Source organism: Extensimonas perlucida (assembly GCF_007655255.1).
Taxonomy (GTDB): Bacteria; Pseudomonadota; Gammaproteobacteria; order Burkholderiales; family Burkholderiaceae_C; genus Extensimonas; species Extensimonas perlucida.
In genome coordinates, this window is the sequence record NZ_VMYE01000003.1 from 67,870 (window position 1) to 85,980 (window position 18,111).

An 18,111-nucleotide genomic window follows, 5' to 3' on the forward strand; every position below is an offset into this window, starting at 1 on the left:
TTGATTAGCATGCGCAAGCAGCTATTGAATCAGGTGCGACTTTTGCTCATTTTCTCAGCAGCATCCACAGCCTCGTCCGCACCAGCACCTGCACCCTCCCCCGCCGCCTGGCGCAGGAGCCAGCGCTGCACCGCAGGCCGCGCGAGGCGCTGCAATTGCTGCAGCGTGCCAAAGTCCGGCTGCGCCACGCTCCAGCGCGTGCGCAAGTCGTGCTGTATGCGCGTGAGCAGCGCGGCGGCCATTTCGGCGTCGGCAAGCGCGCGGTGCGCCCGGCCCGTGGCCGGCAGCTGCAGATACGTAGCCAAGTTGCCCAGGCTGTGGCTGCCCGCTTGCGGGTACAGGCGCCGCGCGAGCAGCACCGTGCACACGAAGGGCTGCGGCGCCGCGAGCCCGGCCAGCGCGAGCTCGTGCTGCCAGAACTTGCGGTCGAACGCGGCATTGTGCGCGACCAGGGGCACGCCCTGCACGAGCCGCGCCGCCTCGCGCATCACCTCGGCCGCCGGTGGCGCTGCATCGACCATGGCCTGCGTGATGCCCGTGAGCTGCGTGATGAACGGCGACACCCAGGCGCCGCTGCGCATCAGGCTCTGAAAGCGCTCCACCACGCGCCCGCCTTCGAGCAACACCAGCCCCAGCTCGGTCGCCCGCGCCCCTTCGCCGGGCGCCATGCCCGTGGTTTCGAAGTCGAGGACGGCGATACGGTGTGGCATGGTGTTAATGAGGAAATTGGGGTCAGATTCTAATTTCTGGCGGCGGGTGATGAAGCGATTGGTAATTGGGGTCAGATTCCAATTATTTGCGAAGGTGAAGGGGCAAAGGGCGGGTGCCGGGAGTTGCGCCCGGCGGCGCACCTTCTTTTCTTGTCTCGCCAAGAAAAGAAGGCAAAAGAAGGCGACCCTGCTGTCTGCGTCCCTGCCCGCCTCGCGGCGGTCAGGGCAACCTGCGGTGCTCGCACCCGGCGGGGTCGCGCGAAACTCGCTGCGCTCAAACATCGCGCGCCCTTTTCCCGCCGGGCGCTGCGCTCCTCGGCGCATACAGAAGGGTGGGGATACCGCACGGGCCTTCGCTGCGCTCGGCCTTTTTAGCTCGGAAATTGGGGTCAGATTCGAATTATCTGGCCCAGAGTATGGTGCGGCGATAAATTGGGGTCAGATTCCAATTTCCTGAGAGGCTTGCGTCGGCATGAAAACGAAACATGCCTCGGCTGAAAATCACGGCCAAATATGCCTTTCATGCAGAACCATCAAGCGCAAGCAGCTATCACACAAAGAGCACGCACCGCCCCCCGCCCTCACCCCGCCGCGCGCTGCTCCAGCGCAAAGGGCGGCAGGCCCTGGAGCAAGCGCTGGCCGTAGGCGGTGCGGGTGAGGCGGCGGTCGTAGCAATAGACATGCGCCTGGTCTTGCTCGGTGCGGATCGCGCGGCCCACCCACTGCGCGAGGCGGATGGCCGTGGCGGGTACCACGAGTTCGCTGAAGGGGTCGCGCCCCACGGCGCGCAGCCACTCGGCGCGCGCTTCGCCCACGGGGTCATCGGGCGGGGCGAAGGGCAGCTTGGCGATGAACACCGATTCGCACAGCCGCCCCGGCAAGTCCAGCCCTTCGCCGAAGGACTGCATGCCGAAGATGATGGACGGCTCGCCCGCGGCCACGCGCGTGCGGTGGCGCACGAGCAGCTGCGCGCGCGGCAGCGTGTTTTGCACAAGCACCACGCCGCGCAAGGCGGTGGGCAGCGCCTCCACGGCAAGGCGCATTTGCTCGCGCGAGGTGAACAGCACGAGTGCGCCGGCCTGCACGTGCACGAGGTCGTGCAGCAGCGCATCGACCATCTCGGCACCGTAGGCGCGCGCGTCGCGCGGGTCGGCGCGCGTTTCGGCGGCGATCAGCGTGCCCTGCGTGCTGTAGTCGAACGGGCTGGGCACTTCGAGCGTGCGCACCGCCACGTCGCCGTGCAGGCCTGCTTCGCGCAGAAAGAAGTCGAACTGTCCGCAGCTCGTGAGCGTGGCCGAGGTGAGCACCGCGGCGCGCACCTCGCTCCACAGCCGCGCCTTGAGCATGGGCCCCGGCAGGATGGGGCTGGCGTGCGCGCGCAGCACGGCAAAGTCGCCCGCGCCTTCGAGCGTGAACCATTTGGCGCAAGGGGCCGCCGCAGGTTCGCCGCCCGCGGCAGCGTCGGGCCCGGCATTGGCTGAGGTGCCCTGCGCCCTCTCCATGCCTTGCGTCCGCTGCACCCGCTGCGCCGGCGTTTCCAGCAGCAGCGCCTGCGCGCAGGCATGCAGCCCTTCGAGCCGCGGCGCCAGCGTGCCAACCTGCGCGTACAGCAGCGACAGCGTGCGCGCCTCCTTTGGACGTTCGCGTATGGCCTCGCGCAGCGCCTGCGCGACGGCGCTCAGGCAATCCAGGTACTGCGCCGCGCTGGTGGCCAGGCGGTTCAAGGGCTCGATGAGCGCCTCGGGCAGCACGCCGCGCGGCACGCGCACGCGCGCGCTGCTCCAGCCCTCGCCCCAAGCCCGGCCCGGCCCGGCGGATGCGCCCTGAGTGGCCGGGCGCAGCGCCGCGCCGTAGTGGTCGAGCACGCAGCGCCCGAAGTCCTGCGCACCCTGGCGCAGCTGCGCTGCGTGGCGCGGCAGCTCGGCGAGCTGCGGCACCTCCACCAGCGTGGCCACGCGCAGCGCGCGGCTCGTGAGCCGCTCTATCCAGCCCAGCCGGCTCAAGTCCATGCTGCTCGCGAACTGGCTCAGCGCCGTGGCGGGCAGGTGGTGCGCCTCGTCGAGCACCAGCAAGCAGTTGTGCAGCTCGGGCAGCGTGCGCGAGCCCAGCGACGACAGCAGCAAGTCGTGGTTCACCACGATCACCTGCGCGCCCACGAGCTCCTTGCGCTTTTCGAAATAGCTGCAGTGCGCGAACGCCGGACAGTATTTGCCCGTGCACGAGGCCGCCTCGGCCGCCACGGGCGCCCAGAGCTCGGCCTCGGGCGGCGGATCGAGGGCGTCGCGGTCGCCGTCCCAGCTGCCGCGCGCGAGCGATTGCGCCAGCGTGGCGTAGAACTGCTGGCGCGCCTCGGCCGCGTGGTGGGGCTCGGCCGCACGCGCGGCGGCCTCCTCGTCGGGAAAGAAGTCGTCCTCCGCCACGCCCGCAGCCCCCATCGGCGCCGCGAGCCGGTCGAGCTTGAGCTGGCACACATAGCGCCCGCGCCCCTTGGCGAGCGCGAACTTGAAGGGCTGCGGCAGGCGCGCGGCCAGCGCCGGCAAGTCCTTGTGCACGAGCTGCTCCTGCAGCGCCACCGTGGCCGTGGAGATCAGCACGCGCGTGTTGCGCGCCAGCGCCAGCGCCACCGCAGGCGCGCCATACGCGAGCGACTTGCCCACGCCCGTGCCCGCCTGGATCACGGCGATCGAACGACCTGGGTTGGCACCGCTCCCGGCCGCAGATTCCACGGCGGCAGATTCATTGGCTGGCACCTGATCGGGCGCAGCCTCGGATTCGGCGCCCGGGCCCTTGCCCAGCGTGGCCACGCTGAACACGTGCGCCACCTCCTCGGCCATGCGCCGCTGCCCCGCGCGGCTGCGAAAACCCTCGGTGGCCTGCACCACCGCATCGAACGACTGCAGGGCCGCAGCGGCCCATTCACTGGAAGACATGGGCGAGAGTGTGGCACGGATGGCGACGCAGCCCTGCGCCGTGCGCGGCAGCCGAGGATTGCACGCGTTTGGCGCCGCTCATGCCCCCGCCGAGGGGCCCATGTCCATGTCCGTCTCCGCCCGGCGCGAGCGCGGCATCTGCACCACGGCTTCCTGCGCCACGCCAGCGGGCGGTTGGGCGGCGCCGACGCGCGTGCTGGCGCAGCCCGGCGCGCAGCTGCTGCACCCGCCGCAGCCGGACGGCGCCGGCAGCGCACGCGCAAGGCGCGGGTGCAGGCGCGCCAGCCGCGCGCGCCAGCGGGCCGGCAGCCAGCGCCACAGCACATAGGCCAGCGCCAGCGCGACGAGAGCGATGCTCAAGACTTGCTGCCACATGCTCTACCCTCCCAAGGCCAGCGCCATGCGGTACGTGAGGAAGCTCGCCACGTAGGCGAGCGCAAACAGGTAGCCCGCCATGATCAAGGGATAGCGCCAGCCGTTGGTCTCGCGGCGCACCGCCGCGAGCGTGGAGATGCACTGCGGCGCAAACACGTACCACACGAGCAGCGCGAGCGCCGTGGCGAGCGACCAATCCTGCGCGAGCACCGGGCCCAGCTGCTCGGCCACGTCGTCGCCCGTGGCCGAGAGCGCGTACACCGTGCCGAGCGCGCTCACCGCCACCTCGCGCGCGGCCATGCCGGGCACCAGCGCCACGGCGATCTGCCAATTGAAACCGATAGGCGCGACGAGCGGCTCGAGCAGCCGGCCTATGCGCCCGGCGATGCTGTATTCGATCGCCGCACCGGCAGCCCCTGCGGGCGGCGCCGGGTACGAGGAGAGAAACCACAACAGGATGGACACGGCCAGGATGATGCCGCCCACGCGGCGCAGAAAGATCAGCGCGCGCTCGTACAGCCCGAACGCCAGGCTGCGCAGGCTGGGCCAGCGGTAGGCCGGCAGCTCCATCAGCAAAGGCGTAGGCCGCGGGTTGCGCCGAGCCCACTGCGCGAGCGCCGCCACGGCCATGGCGCTCACGATGCCGCCCGCGTAGAGCGCAAACAGCACCAGCCCCTGCAGGTTGAAGATGCCGCCCACACTGCGCGCAGGGATGAAGGCGCCGATCAATAGCGCGTACACCGGCAGCCGGGCCGAACAGGTCATGAGCGGCGCGATCATGATGGTCACGAGCCGGTCGCGCCAGTGCGTGATCGAGCGCGTCGCCATCACGCCGGGCACGGCGCAGGCAAAGCTCGACAGCAGCGGAATGAACGAGCGCCCCGAAAGCCCCACCTTGCCCATCAGGCGATCCAGCAAAAAGGCCGCGCGCGGCAGGTAGCCCGAATCCTCGAGCGCGAGGATGAACAGGAATAAAATCAATATCTGCGGCAAAAACACCAGCACGCTGCCCGCCCCGCTGAGCACACCGTCGGCGAGCAGGCTGCGCAAGGGCCCGGGCGCCATGTGCGCGCGCACGGCGTCGGCCAGCCAGGCCACGCCGCCCTCGATCGCGTCCATGGGCCACTGCGCCCAGCTGAACACCGCCTGGAACATCAAAAACAGCGTCACTGCGAGCAGCAGCATGCCCCACAGCGGGTGCAGCACCACGGCGTCTATGCGGTCGTCCATCTGCAAGGTCTGCGCGGGCGCGCGCACGGCCAGCGCGAGGATGCGCCGCACCTCCTGGTGCATGGCGAGCACGCGCTGCGCCGGGTCTGCGGGCAAGGCCGCGAGCACCGGCGGCACGGGCTGCGGCGCTATGGCCTGTGGCGCAGCCGTGTCCAGCCACTGCAGCAGCTCGCGCGCGCCGTCCTGGCGCACGCCCACCGCCGCGAGCACGGGCATGCCGAGCTCGCGCGCGAGCACCTCGCGGTCGATGGCTATGCCCTGGCGCTGCGCCACGTCGCTCATGTTGAGCACCAGCACCGCAGGCAGCCCCAGCGCGCGCACTTCGAGCACCAGGTGCAGGTTCAGGCGCAGGTGCGTGGCGTCGGTCACGCACACGAGCAGGTCGGGGCGCGGCTCGTCGGCGCGGCGCCCGAGGATGATGTCGCAGGTCACGGCCTCGTCGAGGCTGTGCGCTTCGAGGCTGTAGGTGCCCGGAAGGTCGAGCACCTGCACGCGCTGCCCACCCGGCGTGCGCAGCAGCCCTTCCTTGCGCTCCACGGTCACGCCCGCGTAATTCGCCACCTTCTGGCGCGCGCCGGTCAGCAGGTTGAACAGCGCCGTCTTGCCGCAATTGGGGTTGCCCAGCAGCGCGATGCGCAAGTCGCGCGCTTCCTGGGTCAGGGCGGCATGCGCGGAAGTGGCGGCACTGTTCACAGGGCTGCCTCCGGCCGCACGCGCACCAGCGCGGCCTCGGGGCGACGCAGCGCGAACGTCGCCTGCCCCACGCGCACCGCCAGCGGATCACCCCCCGGAAAACCCCGCGCCAGCACACGCACGGGCTCGCCGGGCAGGAAACCGAGTTCCATCAGGCGCAGCAGCACCTCGCGTTCCTCATCGTCGCGCGCTGGCTGCAGCGCCACGACTTCGGCGCACACCCCTTGGGCGAGCGCGTCCAGGCCCACGGCCTCGCACAAGGCGACACCGTCACGCGCAGCAACGGAGAGCGGTGCAGCAAGGCTTTGCTTCGGCGAGGTCATGGCACGGTCAATCGACAAATGATATTTATTCTCATTCTAGCACCACAGACAGTGGTCTGTTTCGGTCTATTTCGCCCTCTGGACTTACGCAAACAAGGATGCAGCGAGGTGTGTTGCCATGCTGCGAACTCTTTGCCCAACCCCGATTTGCGTAGGTCGTGGCCGTGTTTCGCCCAAGCCCTCAATCGTTGCACAATCTCAGCCCCCATCCATCACTGCCCCATGAACCCCTGCCTGCACTGCGGCGCCTGCTGCGCGAGCTTGCGCGTGGATTTTGCCGCGCACGAACTGCAATCCCGAGGCGGTACGGTACCCGATGGCCTGGCGGTGGAGGTCAACGGCAACACCTGCCGCATGCGCGGCACCGACCATGTCCCCGTGCGCTGCGCCGCACTTTGCGGCAGCGTCGGCGTGCAAACGCACTGCGGCATCTATGAATGGCGCCCCGCGCCGTGTCACGAGTTCGAGGCTGGCAGCCCCGCCTGCGCCCGGGCGCGTCTGCGCCACGGCCTTGCACCACTGCCCGACTAAAGCGCCGGCGCTGCGGAGAATGCCTCGGCGCACGCACGTAAACACTTTGTCACAAACGCCCGACACAATGCGCGGCCATGCGCTCGGCGTGATGAGCTGCCGCCGGGTTGCTATGCTTTTCCGATTTTTCAAGCCTTTTTGGCGCAAAATCGGCATCCATCCTGCGCTATCTGCTATGCAAAATGAATCTCCCCCCGCACCCGCAAAACCCAGAGGCCGCCTGGCCCGACGGCTGCTGTGGGCCTTTGCCGCGGTGCTGCTGCTGGCGCTGATGGGCACGGCCATAGGCATCTGGTCGCTGTGGCAGATCCGCAGCGCCACCGAGCACATGGTGAGCTACAACATTGGCAACGAGCGCCTGGTGGCCGATGCCTTCCGTTTGCAGGCCATCAACGCCGAGCGCTACAAGGCCATCTCCCTGAGCTCCGAGCCCGAGGTCAGCGACGTGCTGGGCGCGGACATCGCCGGCACGCAGCAGCAGTACGACGCGCTCACGAAGCAGTTGGGCCAGCGCCTGCAAAGCGCCGACGAGCGCGCGCTGCTCGCGCGCATCGAAGCCGCGGGCAAGAATTTTGCCCAGGCGCGCGCCGAACTCGTGGCAGCACGCGACTCGAACTTCACCGAGCGCATACGCAAGGTGTATGGCGAGCGCTTTGTGCCCGCGTCGCACGCCTTGCTGAGCGCGCTCGAAACGCTGAGCAAGGCGCAACGCCAGGCCATCGACAGCGCCGCCGCAGAGGTCGATCGCCTGAGCGCGCTGGCGCGCACCGCCTTGTTCGCCTTCAGCGCGCTCGCGCTGCTGCTCGGCGGCCTGCTCGCACTGTGGCTGGTGCGCCGCATCACGCTCCCCATTGCGCTCGCGGGCGCCACGGCCGAGCGCGTGGCCCGGCTCGACCTGGGCCACGAAATCACCGGCCATGAGCACGACGAGGCCGGGCGCATGCTGGGCGCGCTCGCCGTGATGCAGGACGCCTTGCGCGCACTGGTCACGCAGGTGCGCCAGTCAGCGCAGAACATACGCACGGCGTCTTCGGAAATCGCCAGCGGCAACGCCGATCTCTCCAGCCGCACCGAAGCGGCGGCGGCGAGCCTGCAGCAGACCGCGGCAGCGCTCGAACACCTGACGGCGCGCGTCACGCAGGCGGCGGCCGCCGCCGAGCACGCGCAGGAAATGGCGAGCCACGCCGCCGCCGAAGCCCGGCAAGGCGGCGGTGTGGTCACGCAAATGGTGGCCACGATGCAGGGCATCCACCAGGCTTCGGGCAAGATCGCAGAAATCACCGGCGTGATCGACGGCATTGCCTTCCAGACCAACATCCTCGCGCTCAACGCAGCCGTGGAAGCCGCGCGCGCCGGCGAGCATGGCCGCGGCTTTGCCGTGGTGGCAACGGAAGTGCGCCAGCTGGCCACGCGCTCGGCCGAGGCCGCACGTGAGATCAAAGCCTTGATCGGCAGCTCGACCGAGCGCGTGCAGGCGGGCTCAGAGCTCGCCGCCGCCGCGGGCAGCGCCATGCAGCGCATCGTCGGCGCGATCGAGCAGGCCGCAACGGTGATGGCCGAAATCAACGCCGGCACGCAGGCCCAGCACCACGACATCGGCCAGATCCACAGCGCCGTGGCGCAGCTGGACCGCATGACGCAGCAGAACTCCGCGCTGGTCGAAGAATCCGCCGCTGCCGCCGCCAGCCTGCACGGTCAGGCGCAGGAGCTCGCGGGCCTGATCAGCCGCTTCGTGCTGCCGGGGGTGCCGTTCGAAGAACATACACCGCCGGCGCAAATCGCCCCACGCCAAGCATTGCGACTGGCCGGGGCTTGAAGCCACGAAAACCTCAGTATCGGCCCTCAGTCTTGGGCCGGCGTGCGCGGCACGTAGAGCTCGCCGCCGGCGCTGCGAAATTCCACTGCCTTTTCCTGCAAGCCCTTGGCGGCAAAGTCGCGCACTTCCTGCGTGATCTTCATCGAGCAGAACTTGGGGCCGCACATGGAGCAAAAGTGCGCGACCTTGGACGCATCCTTGGGCAGGGTTTCGTCGTGGAATTCGCGCGCGGTTTCGGGGTCAAGCCCGAGGTTGAACTGGTCTTGCCAGCGAAACTCGAAACGCGCCTGGCTCAGTGCGTCGTCACGCGCGCGCGCGCCCGGGTGGCCCTTGGCCACGTCGGCCGCGTGTGCGGCGATTTTGTAGGCAATGATGCCCTGCTTGACGTCGTCGCGGTCGGGCAGGCCCAGGTGCTCTTTGGGCGTGACGTAGCACAGCATGGCCGTGCCCATCCAGCCGATCATGGCCGCGCCTATCGCCGAGGCGATATGGTCGTAGCCGGGCGCGATGTCTATGGTCAGCGGGCCCAGGGTGTAAAACGGCGCCTCATGGCAGTGCTTGAGCTGCTCGGCCATGTTCGCCTGGATCATGTGCATGGGCACGTGGCCCGGGCCTTCGATCATGGTCTGCACGTCGTGCTTCCAGGCGATTTGCGTGAGCTCGCCCAAGGTGTGCAGCTCGGCAAACTGGGCTTCGTCGTTCGCATCCGAGGCGCAGCCGGGGCGCAGGCCATCGCCCAGGCTGAAGGCCACGTCGTACTGCTTCATGATGTCGCAGATGTCCTCGAAGTGCTCGTACAAAAAGCTCTCACGGTGGTGCGTGAGGCACCACTTGGCCATGATGGAGCCGCCGCGCGAGACGATGCCGGTGCGCCGCCCGGCCGTGAGCGGGATGTAGGCCAGGCGCACGCCCGCGTGGATGGTGAAGTAATCGACCCCTTGCTCGGCCTGCTCGATCAGCGTGTCGCGGAAGATCTCCCAGCTCAGGTCTTCAGCCACGCCGCCAACCTTTTCGAGCGCCTGGTAAATCGGCACGGTGCCGATAGGCACGGGGCTGTTGCGGATGATCCAGTCGCGCGTGGTGTGGATGTTTTTGCCCGTGGACAGGTCCATCACCGTATCCGCGCCCCAGCGGATCGCCCAGACGAGCTTTTCGACCTCTTCTTCTATGCCCGAGGTCACGGCCGAATTGCCGATGTTGGCGTTGATCTTGACGAGAAAGTTGCGCCCAATCGCCATGGGCTCGATTTCGGGGTGGTTGATGTTGGCCGGGATGATGGCGCGGCCGCGCGCCACTTCGTCGCGCACGAATTCGGGCGTGATGCGCTCGGGGATGCTCGCGCCCAGCGGGTTGCCGCGCAGGCGCTGCTCGCGCGCGGCGTCTTGCAGGTACTGCTGCATCCAGGCGCGGCGGCCGTTTTCGCGGATGGCCACGTATTCCATCTCGGGCGTGACGATGCCGCGGCGCGCGTAGTGCATCTGCGTGACGTTGTGCCCGCTGCGCGCGCGCAGCGGCTGGCGCTGCAGGCCGGCCGATTCGGCACGCAGTTGCGCGAGGCGCTCGGCGTCCTCGCTCTTTTGCCCGTCGTCGAGCGCCGCGGGCGGGCGACCCGCGTAGGGCTCCGTGTCGCCGCGTGCGGCGATCCAGGCGCTGCGCACGCCGGGCAGACCCCGGCGCACGTCGATCACCACATCGTGGTCGGTGTAGGGGCCGGAGGTGTCATAGACGCTGACCTGCTCGCCGTTGGTGAGCGTGATGTCGCGCACGGGCACACGCAGGTCGGGGTGCATCTGGCCGGGCAAATAGGCTTTGCACGAGGCCGGGAAGGGGGCGCGCGTGAGTGCAAGTAGCTCGGTGAATTTTTCGCGCGCGAGGGCGTCGGGGGCGTTCATGGGCAGGTCTCCTGGTTCCGGTGGGACGGGCTGCTCCGAGTGAACCTGCGGCCATCCAACTTGCACAGGTGCAGCGGGACGGAAAACCGGGCTCTTCTTCCGCCGGTATGAACCGGATCAAGTTCGTCGGGTTCGCAGGTCGGCTTGCAGCGCAAACCGCCCGCATCTCAGCGCGTCAGCACACCCCGGAGCAAAGGCAAGTATAGGCCGCGACAGATTTTTATGTGTGGGCGCGCGCAGGATGGGACACACTTGCTGGGCGCAACCCTGCTGGGCTCACACCTGCCATTTTTCGAGCAGCTTTTCGGGCCCCATGCTGTCGTAGGCCTCGAAAGGCTGGTGAATCCAAGGGTTGGTGGGCAGGAATTCGACCGAATAATCGGGCGTGAATTTGGACAAGCCCTTGGTCCAGATGACGGCGCTGCGCAGCTCGGTGATGGGCTGGTAGTTCAGCTTGAGCCGCGCCATCACGGCCGCGAGCGTCTGGCCGGAGTCGGCCAGATCATCGACGAGCAGCACGCGCCCGGCGATTTCGCCCTGCGGCGTGGTGATGTAGCGTGCGATGTCGAGGTGCCCCTGCACCGTGCCGGCCTCGGCACGGTAGGAGCTCGTGGACATGATGGCCAACGGCCTGTCGAAGATGCGGCTCAGGATGTCGCCCGGGCGCAGCCCACCGCGTGCGAGGCACAAGATGGTGTCGAACTCCCAGCCCGACTGGTAAATCTTGAGCGCGAGCTTTTCGATGAGACCGTGGTACTCGTCGTAGCTCACGTACAGGTGCTTGCCGTCTTCGGTCAGCATGTGAAAACTCCGGGGCGAAAGGCTTGCAATGTGGCTCAGCGCGCCGCGAACGGATGCTGCATGAGGATGGTGTGGTCGCGGTCGGGGCTTGTGGAAATCATCGCGATCGGCACGCCCGTGACCTCGACGATGCGCTCGAGGTAGCGCCGCGCCGCCGCAGGCAGCCTGGCGTATTCGGTCACGCCCACGGTGGATTCGCTCCAGCCCGGCATGCGCTCGTAGCGCGGAATGCAGCGCGCGATCTCGTCCGCGCCCAGCGGCAGCATGTCGATCTGCTGCCCGTCGAGCTCGTAGCCGGTGCACAGCATGAGCTCGGGCAGGCCGTCGAGCACGTCGAGCTTGGTGATGCACAGGCCCGAGAGGCCGTTGACCTGCGCGCTGCGCTTGAGCAGCGCCGCATCGAACCAGCCGCAGCGCCGGCTGCGCCCAGTGGTGACGCCTTTTTCGGCGCCCACGGTGCTCATGTGGTAGCCCGGCGTGCCGGGGGTCTGCCAGTCGAGCTCGGTCGGGAAGGGGCCGCCACCCACGCGCGTGCAGTATGCCTTGGTGATGCCGAGCACGTAATGCAGCAGCCCCGGCCCCACGCCCGCGCCCGCTGCGGCGTTGCCCGCGACGCAGTTGCTCGAGGTGACGTAAGGGTAGGTGCCGTGATCGACGTCGAGCAGCGTGCCCTGCGCGCCCTCGAACAGCAGATTGGCACCGGCTGCATGTGCATCGTTGAGCTCGCGCGAGACGTCGGCCATCATGGGCGCGAGCAGCGCGGCATGCTGCATGGCCTCTTCATAGACGGCATCGAACTGCACCGCGCCTTCCTGCATGTACGGCTGCAGGCCAGGGCCGAAGTCGAAGTTGCGCGAACCGAGGAAGCTCGTCAGCACATGGTTGTGCAGCGCGAGCAATTCGCGCAGCCGGGCGGCAAAGCGCTCAGGGTGGCGCAGGTCTTGCACGCGCAGCGCGCGGCGCGCGACCTTGTCCTCGTACGCAGGGCCTATGCCGCGGCCCGTGGTGCCGATTTTTTCGCTGCCGCCCTGCTCACGTGCGGCCTCGCGGGCCATGTCGAGTGCCACGTGGAAAGGCAAAATCAAAGGGCAGGCCTCGCTCACGCGCAGGCGCGAGCGCACTTCGACGCCGGCGCGCTCCAGCCCCACGATTTCTTCGAGCAGCTTGCCCACCGAGAGCACCACGCCATTGCCGATGTAGCACTGGACCCCTGGGCGCATGATGCCGCTGGGGATCAGGTGCAGCGCTGTTTTCACGCCGCCGATCACCAGCGTGTGCCCGGCGTTGTGCCCGCCCTGAAAGCGCACCACACCCTGCGCGCTCTCGGTGAGCCAATCGACCAGCTTGCCCTTGCCCTCGTCACCCCACTGGGTGCCGACCACGACCACGTTGCGGCCTTTGCTTGCTTTCATTTCCAACCCGATTCAGTTCTTGAGGGAGCCACTGTCAGCCGGCGCTGCCGGGCCCAGGGTTTGCACGCGCCATGCGCCGGCCACGTGCACCAGTTCGCGGTCGCAGTGGAATTCATCGACCTCGCTCTCGTGCCCGGGCAGCACGCAAACCACGGTTTCGCCCGCCTGGCGCAGGGCCGCGATCGCGGCGTGCACGTCGTGCGACTCGTCCCAGGGCGCGCGTATGGCCGCCTTGGGCGCGCGCGGCGGCACGACGGCGACGAGTTGCTTCACATCCAGGCTGAAGCCCACGGCGGGCCGGTTGCGCCCGAACACCGCGCCCACCTCGTCGTAGCGCCCGCCGCGCACCAGCGCGTCGCTCGCGCCGGGCGCATAGATGCCGAAGCGCACGCCGCTGTAGTAGGCGTAGCCGCGCAGGTCGGCGAGGTCGTAGCTCACGCGCACACCGTGCAGGCGCTCGCCCAGCCAGCGCAAATCTGATAGCAGATTATGCAGCCCTGGTGCGCCTTGCAAGGCTTTTTCTGCCTCAATCAGCACGGTGGCATCACCGTACAGCTGCGGCAGCGCGCGCAGCCCTTCGCGCGAGCGGGGCGGAAAGTCGCGCGTGAGTGCAGCTAGTTCAGCGGCATCTTTGGCGGCAAGCGCGGCATGGATTCTTTGCAGCAGCGCGGCATCATGCGGCACGCCCGCGAGCAGGCTGTGCACGATGCGCACATCGGCCAAATCGATCTGCAGCGCTTTCACCTGCGCCACGCGCAGGCATGCGAGCGCCAGTTGCAGCGCCTCGAGGTCGGCCTCCTTGCCTGCGTGGCCGTAGATTTCGGCACCGAACTGCAGCGGCTCGCGCGTCGCGTGCGGCTTGTCGGGGCGTGTGTGCAGCACCGGGCCGCAGTAGCACAGGCGCGTGACGCCAAGGCGGTTGAGCAGGTGCGCATCGATGCGCGCGACCTGCGGCGTGGTGTCGGCACGCACGCCCAGGCTGCGGCCCGAGAGCTGATCGACGAGCTTGAAGGTTTGCAGGCCGAGCTCCTCGCCCGTGCCCGTGAGCAAAGAGTCGAGGTGCTCCACCAGCGGCGGGATGACGAGCTCGTAGCCGTAGCTGCGCGCAGTGTCGAGCAGGTCGCGGCGCAACTCTTCGATGTGCCGGGCTTCGGAGGGCAGGACGTCGGCAATGTGATCCGGCAACAGCCAGGCGGACATGGGAAGGGGACTTGGTTAAAAAAGGGATTCTACCGGCAGGCGATACGTGGAGCGCTCATGTGAACGCCGTGTGACTGCCGTCTCCATGCTGCATGTACGCTACAGGTTTTCAGAGCGCCAGCAAGGCCAGGCCCAGCAAAATGCTGAGTAGGCCGAAAAAGCGGATCTGCCCGTCGCGCAAGGCCAGCACCTGCTGAAATACCCGCCGCCAGGCAGCTGGCGAGACAAAAGGCAGCAGCCCTTCGATCACCAACACCAGCGCGAAGGCCGTCCAGAGCGAATCCGACATGCTGCACCGATCCAGCGAAGGCTACCGAACCCACACTCACTTGCGTGCGGGCGCGGCCACGGCGCCTGCACCGCCGCGCATGACCTTGAAGAAGTCGGACGCGGCAGGGTCGAGCACGAGCACGTCGCTCTTGTTGTGGAAGCTCGCCTTGTACGCCTCCAGGCTGCGGTAGAACTGTGCGAACTGCGGGTCGCGGCCGAACGCCTCGGCGTAGATGCGCGCGGCCTCGGCGTCGCCCTCGCCCTTGATTTTCTGCGCGTCGCGGTAGGCGCCGGCAATGGTGATTTCTCGCTGCCGGTCGGCGTCGGCGCGGATTTTTTCGCCCTCGGCCGCGCCCGTGGATCGCAATTCGTTCGCCACGCGCTTGCGTTCCGCTTCCATGCGCCGATACACCGATTCGGTGATCGCCTCCACGTAATCGACCCGTGTGATGCGCACATCGACCACGTCTATGCCCCAGGGCTTGGCGCCGCGCACGGCCTCGAGCACTTCTTTCTTCACGTCGGCCATCAGCGCCTCGCGCTGCAGCGAGAGCAGTTCCTTCACGGTGCGTTTGTTGATCTCTTCCTGAAAGGCGTTGCGCACCACGCGGTTGAGCTGCAGGGCGCCGGCGTTTTCGTCGAGGCCCACGTTGCGGATGTAGTCGGTGGGTTCGGAGACGCGCCAGCGCACATACCAGTCGATCACCACGCGCTGTTTTTCCGCCGTGAGCATGGGCTCGGTGTCCATGCTGTCGAGCGTGAGCAGGCGCTTGTCGAGGTAGGAAACATTCTGGAAAGGCGGCGGCAGCTTGAAATGCAGGCCAGGCTCGGTGATCACCTCCTTGATCTGACCTAACGCATACACCATGCCGAACTGGCGCTGGTCCACGACGAAAAACATGGAGCTCAGCAAAACGAGCACGATCAGGGCGCTCGCAGCGATAAATCCGACTCTGTTCACGGGGACGGCTCCTAGCGGGATTCGCGCTCGCGCGTGCGGCCGAAGTCACGCGCGCGGCTGTTGTCATTCGGGAAATTGGCGGCCGGCGCCGGCCCTGTGGCGGGCGCTGAACCCGCAGCGGGATTGGCTGCCGCGCTCGCAGGCGCCTCGGCCGCCTGCGCAGGCTGAGTCGTGCTTTGCAGCAGCTTGTCGAGCGGCAGGTACAGCAGGTTCGAGCCCTGGCGCGCATCGACCAGCACCTTGGTCACGTTGCCGTAAATTTGCTGCATCGCTTCGAGATACAGGCGATCGCGCGTGACCTGGGGCGCACGCTGGTACTCGGTGAGCACGGAGGAAAAACGCTGCGCATCGCCCTGCGCCTGGGCGACGATGCGCGCCTTGTAGCCCTGCGCCTCCTCCTTGAGGCGCGAGGCCGTGCCGACGGCGCGCGGCACCACGTCGTTGGCGTAGGCCTGGGCCTCGTTTTTGGTGCGCTCGCGCTCCTGGCCGGCCTTGAGCACGTCGTCGAACGCCGCCTGCACCTGCTCGGGCGGGCGTACACCACCTTGCTGCAGGTTCACCGCTACCACTTCCACGCCGATCTTGTAGCGGTCGAGAATGGTCTGCATCAGACTGCGCACACGCGGCGCGATCTGGTCGCGCTCTTCCGAGAGCGCCGCGTCCATGCGCAGCTTGCCCACGACTTCACGCACGGCCGTCTCGGCGGCCTGCACCACGGCGTCAGCCGGGCTGCGGCTCTCGAACAGCCAGGCACGGGCATCGTTGAGGCGGTATTGCACGGCGAACTTGATTTCGACGATGTTCTCGTCTTCGGTCAGCATGGCAGAGTCGCGCAGGCCCGTGCTCTTGATGACCGAGTCGCGCCCCACGTCGACGGAACGCATCTGCGTCACGAACACGGTTTCGTGGCGCTCGATCGGATAGGGCAGACGCCAGTTGAAGCCTGCACCAACCGTGCTCTGGTATTTACCAAAGCGCGTGATGACGGCCTGCTGGCCCTCTTGCACGATGAAAAAACCCGAGCCCAGCCAGATCACGAACACGATGCCCGCAATCAGCCCAAGGCCCAGGCCCGCGCTCTTGCCGTCAGGCCTGAGGCCGCCCCCCGGGCGCCCCGGCCCCTTGCCATTGCCGCCGGCGCCGCCGCGCCCGCCGAACAGGTTGCCGAGCTTGCGGTTGAGGTCGCGCCAGAGCTCGTCGAGATCGGGCGGCTGGCCCGGCCCCTGGCCGCGCCCCGGCGGCGTGGGCGGGCGCTCGGCGTCGGGGCGGTTGCCGTCCTGCGGCTTGTCGTCGCCGCGGCCCCAACGGGGATCATTCAAATTGAACATACCCCGCAGCCGGAACCACAAAGCCGGGGCTGAGTCTCGGAAGTTCATGCGCAAAATCTCTGCTTCTTGGATGACATCGGCCGGCATTGTGCCCAATCAGGGGCATTCACCTGCGGTATCTGGGGGCTCTGGCCCTTCGCTGCCCGGCGCGCCGGCAGCAAGCACCGTGCGCGCCAGTTGCGCGCGCAGCAGCTCCAACCCCTCGCCTGTGCGCGCGCTCACGAAAATGCGCTCCACGGGCTGGCCCACGCGCTCATAGACATCCTGCAGCGCGGCGGGCCGCTGCTCTGGAGCCAGGGCGTCGAGCTTGTTGAAGACCAGCAGCTGCGGCACCTGCGCGGCGCCGATTTCGGCGAGCACGCGCTCCACCTGCGCGATCTGCTCGGGGAAATGCGGGTTTGCGGCATCGACCACGTGCAGCAGCAGGTCGGCATCGACGGCCTCCTGCAGCGTGGCCTCGAAGGCATCGACCAGGCCGTGCGGCAAGTCGCGGATGAAGCCCACCGTGTCCGACAGCGACACCGAGCGCTGCGCGTCCGCAAGGTAGAGCTGGCGCGTCGTGGTGTCCAGCGTCGCGAACAGCTGGTTGGCCGCATAGGCCTGCGCCTTCACGAGCGCATTGAACAGCGTGGACTTGCCCGCGTTGGTGTAGCCCACGAGCGAGATATTGAAGGTGTCGCGCCGTGCGCGCTGGCGCCGCTGCGTGGCGCGCTGGCGCTTGACCTTGGCCAAGCGCTCCTTGGTGCGCAAAATGGCCTGGCCGATCATGCGCCGGTCGAGCTCGATCTGCGTCTCGCCCGGGCCGCCGCGCGCGCCTATGCCGCCGCGCTGGCGCTCCAGGTGCGACCAGCGCCGCACGAGCCGCGTGCTCAGGTACTGCAGGCGCGCGAGTTCGACCTGCAGCTTGCCCTCGTGGCTGCGCGCGCGCTGCGCGAAGATTTCGAGGATCAGCAGCGTGCGGTCGTTCACGGGCAGCCCCAGGTGCTGCTCCAGGTTGCGCTGCTGCGCCGGGCTCAGCGACTGGTCGAACAGCACCTCCGCGGCGCCGTACATGTGTGCGAGCGTGCGGATTTCTTCGGCCTTGCCGCTGCCCACGAAGAGCGCGGCGTCGGGCGCCTTGCGTTTGCAGGTGAGGCGCGCCACGGGCTGCATGCCCGCGGTTTCTGCGAGCAGGCCCAATTCTTCGAGCTTGTGATCGAAATGCGGCAGACCGAAGTCCACGCCCACCAGCAGTACCGGCGCAAGGGCTGCTGGCGCCGCCGCAGCAGCGCCGCGCACGGCCGGTTTTTCAGCGAGAGATGCTTCGGTCAATCAGTGACCGCCCCCTTCGGCGTCGGCAGTCTCGGCGAGCGAAAAATTCACCGGGCGGCTTGGAACGATGGTGGAGATGGCATGTTTGTAGACCATCTGGGTCAAGGTGTTGCGCAGCAGCACCACGTATTGATCGAAGGATTCGATCTGCCCCTGCAACTTGATGCCGTTGACCAGGTAGATCGATACGGGCACATGCTCGCGGCGCAAGGCGTTGAGGAAGGGGTCTTGAAGAAGCTGACCTTTATTGCTCACGATATTCTCCGTGTTCAACTATTGTTGTAAACCGGCACCTTACCACAGCGCCTAAACCCTTAGAGACCGTGCG

Annotated in this window: 16 protein-coding genes and 1 riboswitch; of the genes, 2 read left to right on the forward strand and 14 right to left on the reverse strand. The window is 67.8% G+C overall.

Annotation, left to right across the window (positions count from 1 at the left end):
• Positions 1-29 precede the first annotated feature (29 nt).
• From FK527_RS04265 to FK527_RS04285, 5 genes are all read right to left on the reverse strand, one after another.
• The gene (locus tag FK527_RS04265; protein WP_144730229.1) at positions 30-710 is read right to left on the reverse strand and encodes a 3'-5' exonuclease; all 681 of its coding nucleotides are present in this window, start codon (positions 708-710) and stop codon (positions 30-32) included.
• A 581-nt stretch (positions 711-1,291) separates the two neighbouring features.
• Entirely contained in the window at positions 1,292-3,640 is a 2,349-nt protein-coding gene (gene dinG / locus FK527_RS04270; RefSeq protein ID WP_144730232.1) for an ATP-dependent DNA helicase DinG, read from the reverse strand.
• Between the two features lie 78 nt (positions 3,641-3,718).
• On the reverse strand, positions 3,719-4,000 hold the full coding sequence (locus FK527_RS04275; RefSeq protein WP_186298388.1) for a hypothetical protein: 282 nt from the start codon (positions 3,998-4,000) through the stop codon (positions 3,719-3,721).
• Between the two features lie 18 nt (positions 4,001-4,018).
• Positions 4,019-5,938, reverse strand: coding sequence for a ferrous iron transport protein B (feoB, locus tag FK527_RS04280; RefSeq protein ID WP_246072669.1), 1,920 nt, complete (start codon positions 5,936-5,938; stop codon positions 4,019-4,021).
• The gene (locus tag FK527_RS04285) at positions 5,935-6,261 is read right to left on the reverse strand and encodes a FeoA family protein (protein WP_144730238.1); all 327 of its coding nucleotides are present in this window, start codon (positions 6,259-6,261) and stop codon (positions 5,935-5,937) included. Before FK527_RS04285 ends, feoB begins: the two co-directional genes overlap by 4 nt.
• Before the next feature lie 222 nt (positions 6,262-6,483).
• Here FK527_RS04285 and FK527_RS04290 point away from each other — a divergent pair, with 222 nt between their 5' ends.
• The gene (locus tag FK527_RS04290; protein WP_144730241.1) at positions 6,484-6,792 is read left to right on the forward strand and encodes a YkgJ family cysteine cluster protein; all 309 of its coding nucleotides are present in this window, start codon (positions 6,484-6,486) and stop codon (positions 6,790-6,792) included.
• Between the two features lie 175 nt (positions 6,793-6,967).
• Positions 6,968-8,608, forward strand: a complete 1,641-nt coding sequence (locus FK527_RS04295; RefSeq protein ID WP_144730244.1) for a methyl-accepting chemotaxis protein — start codon at positions 6,968-6,970, stop codon at positions 8,606-8,608.
• 26 nt (positions 8,609-8,634) lie between these two features.
• On the opposite strand, the gene thiC is transcribed toward FK527_RS04295, so the two are convergent.
• From thiC to hfq, 9 genes are all read right to left on the reverse strand, one after another.
• Positions 8,635-10,500, reverse strand: a complete 1,866-nt coding sequence (gene thiC, locus FK527_RS04300) for a phosphomethylpyrimidine synthase ThiC (RefSeq protein ID WP_144730247.1) — start codon at positions 10,498-10,500, stop codon at positions 8,635-8,637.
• A 77-nt stretch (positions 10,501-10,577) separates the two neighbouring features.
• Positions 10,578-10,698, reverse strand: a riboswitch (TPP riboswitch).
• A gap of 78 nt (positions 10,699-10,776) precedes the next feature.
• A complete protein-coding gene (locus FK527_RS04305; protein WP_144730250.1) occupies positions 10,777-11,301 on the reverse strand; it encodes a phosphoribosyltransferase in 525 nt (174 codons plus the stop codon).
• A 35-nt stretch (positions 11,302-11,336) separates the two neighbouring features.
• Positions 11,337-12,713, reverse strand: a complete 1,377-nt coding sequence (locus FK527_RS04310; protein ID WP_144730254.1) for an adenylosuccinate synthase — start codon at positions 12,711-12,713, stop codon at positions 11,337-11,339.
• A 12-nt stretch (positions 12,714-12,725) separates the two neighbouring features.
• Positions 12,726-13,913 carry an ATP phosphoribosyltransferase regulatory subunit gene (locus tag FK527_RS04315; RefSeq protein ID WP_144730257.1) on the reverse strand — a complete coding sequence of 396 codons (1,188 nt, stop codon included), beginning with the start codon at positions 13,911-13,913 and terminating at the stop codon, positions 12,726-12,728.
• 109 nt (positions 13,914-14,022) lie between these two features.
• Positions 14,023-14,202: a DUF2065 domain-containing protein gene (locus FK527_RS04320; protein ID WP_144730260.1), complete on the reverse strand. Its 180-nt coding sequence runs from the start codon at positions 14,200-14,202 to the stop codon at positions 14,023-14,025.
• Between the two features lie 36 nt (positions 14,203-14,238).
• On the reverse strand, positions 14,239-15,144 hold the full coding sequence (hflC, locus tag FK527_RS04325; RefSeq protein WP_144730263.1) for a protease modulator HflC: 906 nt from the start codon (positions 15,142-15,144) through the stop codon (positions 14,239-14,241).
• An 11-nt stretch (positions 15,145-15,155) separates the two neighbouring features.
• A complete protein-coding gene (gene hflK, locus FK527_RS04330) occupies positions 15,156-16,520 on the reverse strand; it encodes an FtsH protease activity modulator HflK (protein WP_144730267.1) in 1,365 nt (454 codons plus the stop codon).
• Positions 16,521-16,568: 48 nt separating this feature from the next.
• Positions 16,569-17,750: a GTPase HflX gene (gene hflX / locus FK527_RS04335; RefSeq protein ID WP_144730711.1), complete on the reverse strand. Its 1,182-nt coding sequence runs from the start codon at positions 17,748-17,750 to the stop codon at positions 16,569-16,571.
• Positions 17,751-17,783: 33 nt separating this feature from the next.
• Positions 17,784-18,038 (reverse strand): RNA chaperone Hfq, encoded by a 255-nt coding sequence (gene hfq, locus FK527_RS04340; RefSeq protein ID WP_144730270.1) that lies wholly within the window; start codon positions 18,036-18,038, stop codon positions 17,784-17,786.
• Positions 18,039-18,111 lie beyond the last annotated feature (73 nt).